This window comes from Flavobacterium sp. N2038 (assembly GCF_025947185.1).
Classification (GTDB): Bacteria; Bacteroidota; Bacteroidia; order Flavobacteriales; family Flavobacteriaceae; genus Flavobacterium.
In genome coordinates, this window is record NZ_CP110001.1 from 2,500,384 (window position 1) to 2,517,740 (window position 17,357).

Below are 17,357 nucleotides of genomic sequence, written 5' to 3' on the forward strand. Positions count from 1 at the left end.
ATGAAAAACCTCGACTTTTTTAGGATCGAGGTTTTTTAATGAAAATTGAATGTTTTATTTACCGCTTTTATTAACTGTTTTATTCACAATACGTTCAAATATATTTTTAACACTTTTGGGTAATTCTTTATCCTGATACCAATCATCATTAATTGGTTGCTCATTTGATTCAATCATGAAACGGATACATTCAACAACAGTATACCAAGCCATATTTTTATTGTCAAAATCACAAACAGGTTTTGCTGTATAAGGTAAGGCAGTAAAATCCCCTAAATTGTTAACTTGAGTACCCCAACTACAAAAATCTAAAATTATAGGTACAATTTTAAAGTCAATATCATTTTTCTTTCTTTCAAAAGCTTTTGCAATTTCATATTTGTGAATATATTCTGTGCGCATTAAATTTGAGCTCACCATAAAACATACAATATCTGATTGTTCAAAATGTTGTGTTATATCTTTGTCCCATTCGCCACCGGCTAGAAGTTCAGTACAATACCAAGTAGCGATAATATTATCTCTTTTTAATGATGATAAATGATCTTGAAATTCATTTACTAAAGTAAGATCATCTTTTGAATAAGATATAAATATTTTTTTCATTTTCTTTAAAGGTTTGTTCGTAAAGTTTTGAAATTTATAGATTGGTAACTCTTTAGGTTTGGCATACGATAAAGTGCGTAATAATGTATCGTCATTTATATCATTCTTTTTAAGATTTTTTGTTGATTCAGTGTTAAATGACAAAATTTTAAATTCATCTGTTATTGAATTAAGAGTAGTGACTTTTACAAATCTTTGGTTATCTAAAGATAAAAATAAATCCTCTGGAACTTTATTAATGATTTCTATAAAATTAGCTGTTATTGAGTCACGTTCTATCGAATCTTTTTTATTTGGATCGTCCTTAGTGTCTGCAATTTTAATTTGATCTTCAAGATATTCTGCGAAAGTTAATAATGGAATATCATAATAAATTGCAATTAAGCAAGTAAAAATATATCTTTCCACAACAAGTAATCTTGAATTTTCTAGGTTTTTATTGTTTAAAAAAACTGATATTTCTAAATTATTAAAATCCAGTTTAATTAAAACCTTAATTGCATTGTTTAATGTAAAAATCAATTGATCTCTCCAAAAATTTTTGCTATCGGGATTGTTGCCAAAATGACATATAAGTTGATTAACTATTCCAAATGGAATAAATTTTTCAAATTTTAACACAAATGCAGGATTATCTAATCCAAAAGTCAAAATATCATAATTGTTTTTTACTCTTATGTCATTTGCTAAAGGTAAGAAACTAGGAATAATATAATTTTTACTTTCTTTATTGTGAAAAATCACTTTTTGCAGTTGAAGGAGCTGTATTATTTTTTTATCATTACCTGCTATTGTAAAAAATTTATCTTCGCTTACGTTTCCTCTACTTTCAATTAAATCTTGTGTGGTCAAAATTTGTTCATGAATATATTTTGTCAACAAAGATGGATTTAACCATGCAACATCATTTAATTCATTAAAGTCTTTATAATATAAAATTAGACCTTGGCGATGCAATTGATCTAGATCTTCCATTAGAAAATTTAAGATGTCTCTCGAAGTTTCGTTTGCTTTAGGTTTTCGATTGTATTTTTTTAAAAGATCTTTTATATCAATGCATTTTTCGGATGAATAATTGAATATAAAATTTAAAAATTTCCCATACCATAATGGTTGTGATATATTGAAACGATCTTCTTCTTTCTTTTTTTCAATCTCATATTTGAGATTTGATTCGAGAAAGTCTAAATTGATTTTATTTATTTTATCCTTTTCAATAGCATTTTGGTCTAACGCAACGAAAAATTCATTTGAGATCTTGATTCCTTTTATATTATTTTTTTCTGTTACACGAAGGTCTTTGTCAGCATGGGTTTGTACTGTTAAAATTATGTCGTCATTCAAAAGTGTATCATCGTAATTATTAAAATTATCGGCGTAATGATATTTTAACTGGTTGAGCCAGTATTCTTTAGTGAAATCTCTTGTTAGAATATTTTTTGCGTTATCTATTCTAATTTTATTTTTATCATTTTTATAATTCCATAATAATATATTTATAGAATCGTTCGTCAGGAATGCCTTGTATATTCCATGGTAGTAATCTTGACCACCAAAATCAAAATAAATTATTTCTGGTAACTTTTTGTTTGTTTTGGGAAAATTCTCAATTCTAATAATATGAGTGCTATCAGTTGCAGGAGTTATTTTTCTATTTTTATTTGTATCTGTTAAATAATTTAGTAAAGTTGATTTTCCCGCTCCATGATTTCCTAATAGTAATACTTTTATTGGAAGTTTATAAATTTTATTTTGGTTATTATGTTTTTTACTAAAGTAATTTTCAATTGTAGAGGAATGATTGTCATACTTTGAAAGTTTCCAGTTTTGGACAGTCACAATAGGATTATTATCAATGATAATTTTTTTAATAGAGTTTAAAAGAATTTCTAAATCATTTATATCTTTTAATTTATTAGAATGTAAATCTAACATTTCAATTGATTTAATTTTTTTTAGAAATGCAACATTGCTTAAATAATTATTACTAAGATTTAGTGATTTTAATTGATTTAAATTTTCTAAATTAACAATGCTACTTATTTTATTGTTATTTGCGTATATATGTTTAAGATTGGTTAAGTTTTTAATAACATTTATAGAAGTAATTTTATTATTACTAATATTTATTACTTCGAGGTCTGATAACTTTGCAATATTTTTAATGTCTTTAATTCTCCAATTTTTAAGATTTTCATTATTTTCCCAATCACCACCTACTATTAGTTTTTTTAATTTTTTTAATTTAGATATTTGAGGTGGAATTTCATAAAGATTATTTTTTATGGAAAAATATTTAGGGGATTTAGAAATTTTTATCCAATCTTTGTCATTATATTCTGCCCATTCATTACTTAAAATTAATTCCTCAATATGTACACATGTAAATAGCCTCGGAATTAATGTAAGATCCGTAATCCCGCAAAAACTTAGATCTAGGGACTTAGTTTTACTCTTTAAACATTCTTTTATAAGAATATTTGCTTTTTCATGATTAGTTTTAAACCATCTTATTATAGAAGATTCACCTTTTAAATATTCTTCAGTTGGCGGATATACTAATGGATTTTCATAGAAATTATAATTACGAGTAAAATCCCCTTTTGTAATCAAAGTATACAAAAAACTTAAATCAAAAATAAAATTGTTTGTAAATATAAATTCATATAAATATTTCATTTTTTTTAAACATGAAACATCTTGAATTTCATTATTAGCAAAAGAAATCCGTTCTAATTTCTTAAGGTTTGATATGCAACTGATGTCTACTATACAATTATTGTTAGCTGATAAAGCTTTAATATTTTTTAAATTTTTTACAACAGAAATATCAGTAAGACTGTTTAAATTAATATTTAAAATTTTAATTTTTTCAAGCTCTTTTAAAGCTGTAATTTCTGAAATGTAGTTTTTATTTAAATGTAAAATTTCAATATTTTTTAATTGAGATAAAGGATATAAGTTATCAATATGGTTTTCATTTAAACTTAAAAACTTTAAATTTTTTAAATTTCTTAATGGACTTAAATCATTGATATTATTTGAGTCTAAATAAAGAGATTCTAATGAAGTTAATTTCTCAAGAGGTTTTATATCTGATATTTGCAAGTAAGAAAGATTTAAAGCAATAATATTATTGTCTTTATCAAGATTAACAGATCTATTTAGTTGTAAAAAATCTTTATTGTAATTAGCTAAATATAATTCAGTTTGAAGATGTTCTTCTAATTCTAATATTTCTTTGGTTTTATTCATTTATTTTGATATTAGAGAATTTGTATTATTTTTTTACGCTTGAAATATAAGGGTTATTTTACAATAATTATTACGGAAAAACGTAAGACTATGTTTTAATAAACAAAAAAAACAGCCCTCCAAATAGAGAGCTGTCCTAAGGCCAATTTTTAAATTTGCATTCCTAAGAATGCGTACAGTTTTTGGTAATTACTAAATTGAAGACTAAACGCAGGTTATACGAATTATGCTTTTTATTTTGTAACAGCACATTCGAGTATAATACCGATATAGTATGAAAACAGTCTAATTTTTATTAGACTGTATTGAATACATAATCGGTATTATTCGTTTATGACATCGCCTTCCTTAGTTTCTTCGCTGGCAATTTTTACCAGTTTATCGTTTGGAGTCAAATCACCGAAAATTTCAATTTTATCTTCGATTTCTCTTCCTTTTTTAATGTCAATTCTTGTCGCTTTATGGTTTACTACTTTTACCACATATATTCCTTCTGCAGAACTTACTACTGCCGATTTTGGCACTACAAAGGTGCTGTCTTTCGCGTTAAGTGGTAATAAAACTTCGGCAACCATTCCGGGTAATAAATTTCCTTTGGTGTTATGAACGTCCATTTCAACTCTTTCAGAACGTAATTTTAAATCTAAAGCGCCAGACATTCTGGTAATTTTAGCGCTGAAAGTTTCGGGCAATGATTTTACATTAAAACTCATTTCGTCTCCCGGGTGCAAATATCCTGTGTACAATTCCGGTACAGAAACCGCTAAACGTAATTTGCTTTGCTCCTGAATCGTTAATAAAGGCAAATCTGAACCTTTTCCTGCCGGACCAACAAATGTGCCTAAATTGACATTTCTAGCGGCTACAACGCCATCAAATGGAGCACGAATTTCTAAATACCCTCTCATGATCGAAACCTCTTTGTGTGCTGCAATTGCTGCCTGGTATTGTGCGTAATCAGAATTCTTTTTACCGCTTGCCATTTCTAAGTCATTTTTAGAAATCGTTCCTTCCACTTTGCTGGTTTCGTACAAACGGTTGTAAGTACTTTTGCTTGTTGCATAAATCGCTTCCATAGATTTCAATCTCGATTCGGCTGCAGCCAATTGCGAACTGATTTCCGGTGCTTCTAAAACAATCAAAAGCTGTCCTTTTTTTACTTTCGTACCAATATCAACTTTCAATAGTTTTACAAAACTGCTCACTTTTGCATACAAATCAACTTGTTGGAAACCGGTTAATTCGGCTGGCAAACGCAATTCTGTTGTTAGTTTTTCTTTCGCTAAAGCGAAAGTTTCTACTTTAGGTTCGATTTCTGCCTTTGCAGTTTCTTCTTTTTTCTTTTCACAGCTTAATACAACTAAAGCTGTAAAAAGTATCGCTGTAGATTTTATAATGTTACTTTTCATAAATGTTGAATTTATTTTGCATTGGTCATTTATGTTATCGCCTTTTAATTTATCTGTATTTGTTTTCAATAAATTATTTTTTGTTGGCGATTTCATTTTTTGGTTTTATATATGTTTTACAAGTATGCGGAAAGTATAAAAGTGTATCCAAGTGTTATCGCAACGATTTGACTTTCGACTTTCGACTTTCGACTTTTGACTTTCGACTTTAAGACTTTATAACTTTAGACTTACTTATTGATGAGATATAATGGATACTTTCTTCGTCTTCAGGATCTAAAGAAACAGATTGTGTTGATGTTTTTTCTTGTGCCCACGCAAATATCTGCGGAAGGATCAATAATACGGCAAAAGTTGAAAATAACAATCCACCAATAACTGCTCTTCCTAACGGAGAAACCTGATCGCCCCCTTCGCCGTGTCCAATTGCCATTGGTAGCATTCCCGCAATCATCGCAACCGAAGTCATGATAATCGGACGAAGACGCAGTGCAGCAGCTTCTCTCGCAGATTCTAAGGCATTACCGTTTATTTTTCGAAGCTGTTCGGCATTCGTAACCAATAAAACAGCGTTGGCAATCGAAACCCCGACCGACATGATGATTCCCATGTACGATTGTAAGTTTAGCGTTGAGCCTGTAAGCGTCAGCATTAATAATGCTCCTAGAACTACCGCAGGAACGGTTGTTAAAATGACTAACGAAACTTTGAACGATTGGAAATTAGCGGCCAACATTAAGAAGATTACAAAAACGGCAACCAATAATCCTGTTTGTAAACTACTTAATGTTTCTGTCAGTACAGTACTTAGTCCGATTGGCGTAATAAACAATCCACGAGGTAATTCGCCCAAAGAACTAATTGTTTTGCTTACATCTTTTGAAGCCGTACCTAAATCGGTTTGGTAGATGTTTGCTGTAACGGTAATGTATGGCATGGCCCCTAAATTGTCATTTTCTCCACTTACAAATCCGGGTGTAATTTTGGCAACGTCACTTAAAACGGGACGAAGCGAGTTTTTCAATACCGGAATTTCTCCAATATCGGTTTTGCTTTTCATTTTGTTTAAAGGAACCTGAACCTGAACAGCATAGGATAATCCTGCTTTTTCATCGATCCAGTTATTTTTTTCGGTATAACGTGAAGATGAGGTCGATGCCACAAGCGAACGCGAGATATCGTTCATATCAACTCCTAATTCGGCAGCACGGGTTCTGTCAATATCAATATTCATTGCTGGATAGTGAATAGGCTGACCAATCTGTACGTCTCTGAAATAGGAAATCGCTTTTAGTTTATCGACAATTTGAGTCGCATATAATTCATTTTTCTTTTTGTCTTTTCCGGCTACTCTAATTTCAATAGGAGTAGGAGAACCCTGGCTTAAAACCTTATCCGTTAATTCGATTGGCTCAAAAGAAAGTTTAGTATCTGGCAGTACTTTTTTAAGTCTCGCTCTAAATTCATCTTTAAAATCATCCATGTCTTCGTGATAGTCTTTCAGACTCACTTGAAAAACCGCTTCGTGAGAACCCGCCATGAATAAATAAATCGGGTTGATTGAGAACAGGGAAGGGTGCTGACCCACATATACAGAAGAAATTCCGATATGCTCTTTTCCGACCATTTTTTCCAGTTCTTTTAAAACAATTCTGGCTTGCTCTTCTGTTCGCTCCAAACGAGTTCCGTCAATAGCGCGCATTCTCAGCTGAAACTGACTTGAATTGGTTCTTGGGAAAACGTCTTTTCCGATAAAATTGATCAATAGAATGGCTAAAAGAGTTGCTCCAACCAAATAGGTCACGGTCGTTATTTTTTTGTGTACAAACAAACGATCTAAAGTTCGCATGAAACGATTTCTGAATTTTTCGAAACCACTTACTTTTCCATCATTATTGAAATCTTCTCTTTCGACCATTTCCTTTTTCTGACCAATTAAATCTTGTTCAGATTCAGGCGTTAATCCGCAGGCATTAAATTCTGCTTCGTCGTCTGTAATATTAGGTTCATGTTCGTGTTTAATGTGATCTTTCATCATCCAGTTGGCCATTACAGGCACAAAAGTCTGAGACAATAAAAACGAAATCACCATAGAAAAACCAATTGCCAAAGCCAAAGGCAAGAACAACGCTCCCGGAATACCCACCATGGTAAATGCCGGAGCAAATACGGCCAGAATACAAAGCAAGATCAATAATTTAGGCAAAGCAATTTCCTGACAAGCGTCCCAAATGGCGAGTGCCTTGGGTTTTCCCATGTCGAGATGCTGGTGAATATTTTCGATCGTTACCGTACTTTCATCCACCAAAATACCAATTGCTAATGCCAATCCTGATAAAGACATTAAGTTGATCGTTTGTCCAAATAATTTCAGGAATAAAACTCCCGAAATAATCGAAATAGGAATCGTCATAATTACGATTAAGGCCGCACGACGGTCACCTAAGAATAACAATACCATTAATCCTGTCAGAACCGCACCAATAATTCCTTCTGTAATCAAACTTTTAACCGAATTGATTACATAAACCGACTGGTCAAATTCATACGTAATGTTTACATCTTCAGGAAGCGTACTCTGAATTTTAGGCAACTCTGCTTTTAATTTCTGAACCACATCCCAGGTCGAAGCGTCTCCCGCTTTTGCAATACTGATGTAAACCGAACGTTTTCCGTTTACCAATGCATAACCCTGCGTAATATCGGCACCGTCTTTTACAGAAGCTACATCGCCCAATTTTAAGTTCTGAACACCGCCTTTGAATAACGGAATCTGCTCAAAATCTTTAATTTCTTTAATGGTATTGTTGGTTGGCGTAATATAGTTTTTGTCACCCATACGAACGTTTCCGGAAGGAGCCGTCTGGTTGTTCAGACGAATTGCTTCAACAATCTGATCTGGTGTCATATTATGAGAACGCAATAAATCCGGATCTACATTTACCTCAATTGTTCTTGGACTTCCTCCAAAAGGAGCCGGAGATAATAAACCGGGAATAGAAGTAAACGAAGCACGCACATAAACGTTGGCTAAATCCTGCAATTCGTTGTTTGATCTTATTTTACTGCTTAAAACCAATTGCCCGATTGGAAGCGAAGAAGCATCAAAACGGATGATAAACGGAGGTTGTGTTCCCGGAGGAAAAGCCGCCTGTATTCTGTTGGAAAGCGCACTCAGCTCGGCAGCAGCCTGAGCCATGTTGGTTCCTTCATAATAGGTTAATTTCATAATCATTAACCCCTGAATATTTTTGGTTTCTACCGATTTGATACCGTTCGAGAAAGGTAAAACGTTTACGTAGTTTTTGGCAAAATAAGCTTCCATCTGATCTGGCGTGTAACCTCCAAACGGATGCGCAATATAGATCACCGGCAAATTCATTTTTGGCAGAATATCTACCTTAATGTCTTTGATGGCACCAATTCCGAAGAAAAATAGACCCGCAACCAATACTAATATGGAGATGGGTTTGCGGAGTGCAAAACGTATTAAATTCATTAGGATTTATAATTAAAATTCATTTATAAATAAGTCAAAATTTCCTGTTGCTGCGACTTTCAATAAGTACGACTGCCACACATTGTTATTGACAATATCTCGATCGATTTCGGCACGATTTAGCGTAAACATGGTTTGAGTTAGATCGGTTAAATCAGTTAAACCATTTTTGTATAAAGTCGATTTTTGTATGTAAGCTCTTTTTGCAGCATCCACCTGAATTGGTGCTTCGGCATAATTTTCTAAAGTAATTTTGATTTTATCTTCGGCAAATGTTAGCTGAGATTTCAATTCTCTGCTCGCCTGATTGTATTCTTCCTGTAAAGCCTGAGAAACAAATTTCTGTGCACTGACTTGTTTGCTTGATCGGAATGGAGTAGTTAAATTCCAGGTAATTCCAACTCCAATTAAGTAATTGGCGCGATCCGGATTTACACCATCCCAATAGTTTCTTGTAAAAGCCGTTTGATCGGTTACATAAGAAGAATCAAATCCTGAAGCTCTGGTTTGCAATACACCAAAAGCACTCATGGTTGGGTAATAAAATCTTTTGTACAATTTAACCTGTTGATTGCTGTAATCGATTTTGGTTTTATAGAATTGTAATAAAGGATGCAAACTGTCGGTAGAAGCTGTACTTTTTACCATTTCTTTGGGAATCTGAGTTACAAAAAGTGTATCAGCAACAAAATCCTGTGGTGCAACGCCCATTAAATCGACTAATTTGTTGTTTTGTTCTTTAACGAAGTTTCGGGCAAGATTTAAAGCAATTTTAGCTTTAGAGACTTCAGCAGTTGCTAATGTTGAATCTACTCCGGCTAATAACCCATTTTTAACTCGGGCAACGGCCGTTTTTTTGAAAACTTCGGCACGACTTAAATTCTTTTGTTGAGAAATCAGTAATCTTTGGCTAGCTAATAAATTGAGGTAAGCCGCTGAAATTTTAATTTCCTGTTGGAATTTTTCCTGATCGAGATCTTTTTCTTTTGTCTGAACATCTATTTTAGCCAGATTAATTTTTTCCTGTGTTTTTCCGAAAGTGAAAAAATCCCAGTTCATGTTGACCAGATACAAAGCTCCAAAAGCAGCGTTCCAGTTTTGTTCCGGCAATGCTGGTCCGGCAGAAGCAGATCCTAAACCATTAAAACCATACAAAGCACCATTTTGGCCGTTGATAGTTCCGTAATCCTGCTGCGCAGATAAATTAAGGTTTGGCAGGTAATCACGACGAGATTGTTTTAAACTCTCTTTTGATGCGCTGCTGTAATTGTTTTTTGCCCGTATAGAACCGTAATTTTCAAGCCCGGTTTTTATTGCATCTTTTAAAGACAGGGTTTGAGAATGACTGGCTGAGGCAAAAATCAAGAAAAATAATAAAGTAATTTTTTTGAAATACATAAACTCAAAGTGTGAAATTGTGACACAAATTTATTTCTCTTGTGCTGATAAAAGGGATCTTAAGTGATGTACTGCACTAATAAATGACCAATTGAATTTGTCATTTATTAGAAATAATAATTAAAATTTTGTGCGAACTTTGTAAACTATTTAAAATGAAAAATGAGCATAAAATTTGATAATATACTGGACAACAAATGGTGGCAGGAAATTGCTGTCGTCGCGTTTTCCTTTACCATTTATACTTTAAAAAACGATTGGATGTTGTTTAGTTCTGTGACATCAATCTTAATGGGCATATTTTTCTACTGCATTCTTTACATGCATGCACAGTTTAATCGTTTTTTTCTTCTTCCGATATTATTTAAAACCCGTCGTCCGATAACTTATATCTTGCTTACCGTTTTTGGGGTTTTGGTTTTCTCTATAGTCTTATACGAGATAACCAAGCTGGATATGTTTGGTAATTGCCGTTTATATCAAAATTCGCATCAGCGAAGTTATGTGTATCAGCTGGCCAGTGTTTTAGGAACTTTAGTTTGTATTCTGAGTCCCATTATTGTTTTTAAATTCTACAGAATTCACAGAAGACGCACAGATGAAACCTTGCTTTTCAACCAAATGCAGTTGAATTCATTAAAAGGACAATTAAATCCGCATTTTTTGTTCAATACTTTCAATACGTTATACGGGATCAGTTTAGAATTTCCGGAAAGAACGCCTGATTTAATTATGAAAGTTTCGCAGTTAATGCGTTATCAATTAGAGAGTAATAATAAACAATGTGTATCTTTAGAAGATGAGCTGGAGTTTATAAACAGTTATGTACAGCTTGAAAAAGAGCGTGTAGGATATCGTTGCGAAATTACATTTGATTCTAAGGTTGACAATCAAAACGCTTATAAAATTTCGCCAATGCTTTTAATCGCATTTATCGAAAATGCTTTTAAACACGGAACCTGCGCTATTGAAAAATGTTTTGTTAGAATTTTTATTACGGTAGAAGACGGTAATCTTCATTTGCATGTTGTGAATTCTATTCCGACGAAAAAAACAGATGTAGTTTCGACTAAAATTGGCTTAAAAAATACAATTGAAAGACTGAATCTAATTTATGGTAAAAACTATACATTGGATATTCAGGACGAAAAAAATACTTATATCATTGACCTAAAATTGCAACTGAAAAAGTTTGTGTAATGAAAGATCCCAAAAAATGTATAATTGTCGATGATGAACCTGCTGCACATTATGTGTTGGCAAATTATATCAAGCAGAATCCGCAGTTAGAATTGGTTTTTCAGGGCTACAATGGTATAGAAGCAATGGGGTATCTGCGTGAGAATAAGGTTGATTTAATGTTTTTGGATATCAACATGCCGGAAATTTCAGGAATGGAATTGCTAAAAATTATTCCAAACCATCCTAAAACTATTTTAACAACGGCCTATTCTGAATTTGCGCTCGAAAGTTATGATTATGGCGTAATTGATTATTTACTAAAGCCAATTTATTTTCCAAGATTTCTTAAAGCAATTGATCGCTTCTTTTCGACAGAAAGCAGTAAAATTAAGGAGGAGGAAGCTATTATAAATACGGTAAGTGTAAAAGTTGACGGTTATTTTATTGATCTCGAACTGGATCAGCTTTTATTTGCCCAAAGCTTCGGAAACTATGTTAAGCTGCATACTTTAAAACGAACCTATCTGGCATCAATTACCACAACGGAGTTTGAAAAATGTCTGCCGGAAAAGAATTTTATGCGAATTCATAAATCGTATATAGTCGCTTTGGATAAAATAGAATCTACTGAAAAAGACTTTGTTGTTATTAAAAATGAAAAATTACCAATTGGGATTACTTATAAAAGAGAGTTAACAGACCGGATAAAGAAATTTGATGTTTAGAATTAATTTTTATAACAAAAAAAGATTTGAAAAATATTTGTACTTAATTTTAAAGTAGTAATTTTAATACATTATCTAAGTTTAATGAATTAAATGTAGAATCATGAAAAATGTATTTTTGATTATAACTTTTTTATGTAGCAGTTTTTTGTTTGCGCAAGAAGGCACTAATATGAAAAAAGTAGTTACACCACCCGAGAAGGTGAAATTTGCTTTTGAAAAAGAATATCCGGGAAAAGTATCTGTTTGGTCGGAGGAATATGTTGGAGATGATAATGATGAAATTAGATATGAAGCTAAATTTAAAACAGACAGCAATGCTGAGGCTGTAGCTGTTTATGATAATTTGGGTGTTTTGAAAGCTTATGAGTTGCAAATTCCGTTAAGCCAGTTGCCGCAAAAAGCACAGAATTATTTAAAGAAAAACTATGCTGCAAATGCCATTAAAGAAATTGCTGTTGTTGTAGATGATAAAAGTAAAACGACTTATGAAGTTGGAGTGCAAAAGAACGCTAAATTCTACGATGTTGTTTTCGATAAAAATGGTGGTTTTGATGTCAGTATCGAAAAAAACTAAAATTAAGAATACTTACTAACTCAATATATTTTTAAACAGGGAAACCCGACAGATTTTTATGCTGTCGGGTTTATTTTTTTTACTTGTAAAGATTTTTTAAAATATACCTGGTTTAATTTAACAAACCCAACAGGTTTCAAAAACCTGTTGGGTTTATTTTTTAATGCAATATTATAGATTCATTCCTCCTGAAACTTCAATGCGTTGTGCGTTTATCCAGCGCGCCTCTTCTGTACATAAAAAAGCGACGACACCTCCAATATCATCCGGTAAACCAACTCTTCCTAAAGCCGTTAAGGAGGCAATATGCTGATTTAGTTGTTCATTGTCTCTCACGGCGCCATGACCAAAGTCAGTTTCGATGGCCCCCGGAGCCACAATATTTACTTTGATTTTTCTTCCGCCTAATTCTTTTGCCTGATATTTTGTTAGAGTTTCCATTGCTCCTTTCATAGAAGCATAAGCCGCATATCCCGGAAATGAAAAACGAGCCAAACCTGTTGAAATATTTACAATTCCGCCACCATCATTCATAACGTTCAATGACTTTTGTGTCAAAAAGAATGGCCCTTTAAACTGAATATTACTTAATTCGTCAAAATCAGCTTCTGTAGTTTCGATAAAAGGTTTGTGGATTCCGATTCCGGCATTATTAATCAGGAAATCAAATTTATCAGTATTAAAAGTATTCTTTAAAGTTGTTTTAACTTCTCCTAAAAATGCCTCAAAAGTATCCGACTTAGCTACATTCAATTGAAGGGAAGCTGCTCTCTGACCTAAGCTTTCGATTTCTTTTACAACCAAATCTGCTTCTTCTTTTTTGCTGTTGTACGTTATTATCACATCGATTCCTTTTTTTGCAATTGCGATTGCCATGTTTTTTCCTAAGCCTCTGCTACCTCCGGTTACCAAAGCTATTTTTGTATTTACTGCCATTTTATGTATTGTTTATTGTTTATTGTTGTTGTTGTTGTTGTTGTTGTTGTTGTTGTTGTTGTTGTTGTTGTTGTTGTTGTTGTCAGTCTGAGCGGAGTCGAAGACCTTTTATGACACGAATATCCTTCGACTACGCTCAGGAGGACAAAGTATTGTGTTTAAATTAAAATTACGCATGCATTGCATTAAAATGATTTCTTAATTCTTCTGCGCTTGCATTTAATCTTGTTTCGCTTGTGCCGAAAGTCAGTTCCTGTCTGCCTTCTTTTAATTGTTCGAAAATAGATTCGATAAAACTGCTTACGCTTGGATGTGCGTCGTGAAGACCAATTCCGCCTAAATCGGTGTTTAATGCCGGCGGAATAATTTCAACTACTTCAATATTTTTAGCTTTTAATAAGTGACGAAGTGAAAGTGTAAACGATCTGAAAAATGCTTTTGTAGCCGAATAAACCGGAACTTTTGCAAAAGGGGAAAATGCTAATCCGGAAGTTACATTCATTACTGTTTTGAGGGACGATAACTGAATAAATAAGGAAGTTAAATGCAAAGGCGCTTCAATATTGGTACTGATTTCAGCTTTCATGCTTTCGTAAAAATCAGCATCAGTAACCGAAACCCATTTTTGAATTCCCGCATTATTGATTAAAACATTTAAATCAGGATGATTTACTGCAATCCATTCGTAAAGTGCAATGCGTTCTTCTTCTTGAGACAGATCGCATACTTTTGTTATAACCGTTGGAAATTTTGCTTTTACGTCGTTTAAAACGGATGCTCTTCTGCCGCAAATAATGACGGTATTGTTTTCCTGAATAAATCGTTCGGCAAGTCCAAGTCCGATACCGCTTGCACCGCCAGTTATTAAAATTTTGTTGTCTGATAAATTCATCTTTTCGTTCTTTTAATTTGATGAGACAAAGGTAGGAGCGAAGCAGACTTGGGGAATTGTAAATATCAAATGGATGTTTGCGAAATTCAAATCAGGTGTAAAATTCCAATTTTATAAATTCCAAATTCCAAATCCCAAAACGTTGCAGTAAAACTTTGTCCAAATTCCAAATTCCAATTCTCATTTTCTGCCTTCCTGAGCGGAGTCGAAGGACACGCATAGTAAAACGTACTGTATGGATTTAGCAGGAGATGCTTCGACTTCGCTCAGCATGACAAAAGTTATATAACGTTCCGTAAAACCTGAAACTTTAAACTTTAAACCTGAAACTTTAAACCTGAAACAAGACCTAACTCCTAAAAGCAATCGGCGTATAAGAGGTTTGTTTTTTAAAGAAATTAGAAAAGTGCGCCAATTCTTCAAAACCAAGCGAATAAGCGATTTCAGAGATATTCCAGTCTGTTTGTTTTAAAAGTATTTTGGCTTCGTTGGTCAAACGGCTGGTGATGAGTTCGGTGGTTGTTTTTCCGGTGTTTTCTTTTAAAACTTTGTTTAAATGATTGACATGGACGGATAATCTTTCAGCAAAATCCTTTGCCGTTCTTAATTCAAGTTTCTGATTTGGAGATTCAATAGGAAATTGTCTTTCTAATAATTCAGCAAACAATGAAGAAACTCTTGCGGCAGAATTATGTTTCGAATAAAGTGCTGTTATAGGTTGTAATTTTTGTCCAAAGTGAATTAACTCTGCAACATAATTTCGAATTAAATCGTATTTATAAATATAATCAGAATTGATTTCTTTTTGTATTTTATTGAAAATCAATTCAACTTCGTAAACTTCCTCGTCGGTAAGTTGAAAAATAGGATAACCGTCTGAAGCAAAAATAGGAAGTCCGTCTAAATCAATTCCGCTTTTATTTTTGGATAAAAACTCGCTTGTAAAAACACAAAACTGTCCTGATTGATTGGTGTCTTGTGGGAGATAATTGTAGGGAATTTTGGGAGTTGCAAATAACAATCCCTGTTTTTCGATTTCGATTATTTTATCGGCATATTCTGCTCTGTTTTTACCTTTAATCAGGCTTATTTTATAGTAAGCTCTTCTGTCATAGGGCATCGCCGATTTTCCCTGCATGCGTTCCAGAAGTTCTTTAATATCAAAAACATTAAAGTGACCAATTTCTTTTTGAATGTCATTTGGTAATAATGAACTGGGTTCAATAGCTGAACCTTCGGTAATCTCTTTGTAAAACGAATTGAGGGATTTCATATGGTAATGAATTGCGAAATTCAAATATACGAAAAAATGTTATGCGGTTTTTTGCCACAAAGGCACTAAGGCGCAAAGGTTTTTATATTGTTGCGGAATTGATTGAGAATGTGTATTCATTTTTATTATAGCCCGTGGTTTCAACCACAGGGGCTCTGAATTCGATTTGTATTGCGTTCCAATGGTTGAAGCCATTAGTTATGTTAAGATAAGGAAGAAATGAGAACTTCGTGCCTTGGTGTCTTTGCGGCAATCTCAATTAAAACAAACTTCCTTGAACAAACTCAGGTTCTGGATTGCTTCCAAAAGGAAAAGCATCAATTACAAAAAACTGTTTTACTACTGGATCAAATTCTCTTAAAACAATTTCATTGCATTCAAATTGTAGCTTAATTGTTGTAAAAAGTTCGGTAGCAATTTTAAGATTTTCAGGTGTTAATCTTCGCCCAATTGACAGGTGAGGGTTGTCGCTTTTTTTAAGATTTAAAAACTTTAAAGCTTCATGAATCTTTTTCATAATTGGAACAAGATTATTTTTAGAATCTTCATTTACTCCAATAAAAAAAGCACCAGCATTCGGAAAAGAATCAAAGTGATTTAAAGACACTTCGAAAGGCGTAAAAGTATCCGAAATTTTAGAAAACTTTTGTTTGATTGAATCAAGTTGAGATTCATCAATTTTAAATTCACAAATTGTAATATGTGCTTCAGAATTGCAGCTGTTATACCATTTGATTTTGCTTCTTAAAATGTCTTTTAGTTTTTTAACTGGCTCAACTAGTGTTTTAGAATAAAATACAACTGAATACGTTTTTTCCATTTTTAGAGACTTTGAAGCACAAATTTAAAGCTTTCCTTTCAAATGCAATCTGTGTAGGATTTCAGATTTTAATAAACCGCTTCCGCCGCCAAAGTGTTCAATAACTTCTACCCCGGGTTGTTGTTCTAAGCAAAAAGCAGTAAATTCTTTTTCGATATGATCTTCGATTCCGGAGCTCAAAAGAACAATATCTATTTTATGATTTTGAAAGTGTTCCTGCGCTTCTTTTTCGTTGCTAAAAGCAATTGCATTCCAGTTTTCATCAGCATTTACCAATCGAAGTAAAATAGTTAAGATTGCTTCGTTTTTTCCCAGTAATAAAAATTCAAGAGTTTTCATGGTTTTTCGATTTATAAAGCAAATTTATTGGTATAAAGTGTATTTTAAACTTAATCCAGGATAAGAAATGAATTAAAGAGTATTAAAATTTTCATAAAACTCAATATTATTTATGTTAGTGATTTAAGCGAAATAAATCTCATATTTCAGTGGGTCAGTATTTTATAATTTTAACGAATTGTTTTGAACTTTAAAAAAATGTAAAGATTTTGTTAGAATGAGGAAAACCGTAATGTTTTCTGTAAACAGGCTTGTAAATTTGCCCTGTAAAAGTCGGGATTTTAGATATTTTTTTACCTTTTTACTATCGTTAGACTTTTACAAAACTGTTTTTGGAGAAACAATTTATTTAATTAAAATTTGACGCATTCATTTGATCGTGGGTACCTTTGTATAAATTTGCAAGAATACAATAAAGTCTAATTTTACGGGGTTTTTAGATTTGG

12 protein-coding genes are annotated in these 17,357 nt (G+C 32.7%); 3 read left to right on the plus strand and 9 right to left on the minus strand.

Features of this window, described 5'->3' with window-relative positions; genetic code table 11:
• Positions 1-54: 54 nt before the first annotated feature.
• From OLM51_RS11255 to OLM51_RS11270, 4 genes are all read right to left on the minus strand, one after another.
• Positions 55-3,861, minus strand: coding sequence for a leucine-rich repeat domain-containing protein (locus OLM51_RS11255; protein WP_264550716.1), 3,807 nt, complete (start codon positions 3,859-3,861; stop codon positions 55-57).
• Positions 3,862-4,184: 323 nt separating this feature from the next.
• A complete protein-coding gene (locus OLM51_RS11260; RefSeq protein WP_264554285.1) occupies positions 4,185-5,270 on the minus strand; it encodes an efflux RND transporter periplasmic adaptor subunit in 1,086 nt (361 codons plus the stop codon).
• A gap of 208 nt (positions 5,271-5,478) precedes the next feature.
• The gene (locus OLM51_RS11265; protein ID WP_264550717.1) at positions 5,479-8,769 is read right to left on the minus strand and encodes an efflux RND transporter permease subunit; all 3,291 of its coding nucleotides are present in this window, start codon (positions 8,767-8,769) and stop codon (positions 5,479-5,481) included.
• Positions 8,770-8,781: 12 nt separating this feature from the next.
• A complete protein-coding gene (locus tag OLM51_RS11270; protein ID WP_264550718.1) occupies positions 8,782-10,167 on the minus strand; it encodes a TolC family protein in 1,386 nt (461 codons plus the stop codon).
• Between the two features lie 162 nt (positions 10,168-10,329).
• Here OLM51_RS11270 and OLM51_RS11275 point away from each other — a divergent pair, with 162 nt between their 5' ends.
• The 3 genes from OLM51_RS11275 to OLM51_RS11285 all read left to right on the plus strand — a co-directional run bounded on the left by OLM51_RS11275 (position 10,330) and on the right by OLM51_RS11285 (position 12,651).
• Positions 10,330-11,367: a sensor histidine kinase gene (locus tag OLM51_RS11275; RefSeq protein WP_264550719.1), complete on the plus strand. Its 1,038-nt coding sequence runs from the start codon at positions 10,330-10,332 to the stop codon at positions 11,365-11,367.
• Positions 11,367-12,074 carry a LytR/AlgR family response regulator transcription factor gene (locus OLM51_RS11280; RefSeq protein ID WP_264550720.1) on the plus strand — a complete coding sequence of 236 codons (708 nt, stop codon included), beginning with the start codon at positions 11,367-11,369 and terminating at the stop codon, positions 12,072-12,074. The genes OLM51_RS11275 and OLM51_RS11280 overlap by 1 nt, the downstream gene beginning before the upstream one ends.
• Positions 12,075-12,246: 172 nt before the next feature.
• A complete protein-coding gene (locus tag OLM51_RS11285; RefSeq protein ID WP_264550721.1) occupies positions 12,247-12,651 on the plus strand; it encodes a hypothetical protein in 405 nt (134 codons plus the stop codon).
• Positions 12,652-12,822: 171 nt separating this feature from the next.
• On the opposite strand, the gene OLM51_RS11290 is transcribed toward OLM51_RS11285, so the two are convergent.
• The 5 genes from OLM51_RS11290 to OLM51_RS11310 all read right to left on the minus strand — a co-directional run bounded on the left by OLM51_RS11290 (position 12,823) and on the right by OLM51_RS11310 (position 16,911).
• Complete coding sequence (locus tag OLM51_RS11290) at positions 12,823-13,587, minus strand: SDR family oxidoreductase (protein WP_264550722.1); 765 nt, start codon at positions 13,585-13,587, stop codon at positions 12,823-12,825.
• A gap of 169 nt (positions 13,588-13,756) precedes the next feature.
• The gene (locus OLM51_RS11295) at positions 13,757-14,479 is read right to left on the minus strand and encodes an SDR family oxidoreductase (protein WP_264550723.1); all 723 of its coding nucleotides are present in this window, start codon (positions 14,477-14,479) and stop codon (positions 13,757-13,759) included.
• A 349-nt stretch (positions 14,480-14,828) separates the two neighbouring features.
• A complete protein-coding gene (locus OLM51_RS11300) occupies positions 14,829-15,752 on the minus strand; it encodes a helix-turn-helix domain-containing protein (protein WP_264550724.1) in 924 nt (307 codons plus the stop codon).
• Positions 15,753-16,011: 259 nt separating this feature from the next.
• Positions 16,012-16,572, minus strand: coding sequence for a 2'-5' RNA ligase family protein (locus tag OLM51_RS11305; protein ID WP_264550725.1), 561 nt, complete (start codon positions 16,570-16,572; stop codon positions 16,012-16,014).
• A gap of 24 nt (positions 16,573-16,596) precedes the next feature.
• Positions 16,597-16,911 (minus strand): hypothetical protein, encoded by a 315-nt coding sequence (locus tag OLM51_RS11310; RefSeq protein ID WP_264550726.1) that lies wholly within the window; start codon positions 16,909-16,911, stop codon positions 16,597-16,599.
• Positions 16,912-17,357: the final 446 nt, after the last annotated feature.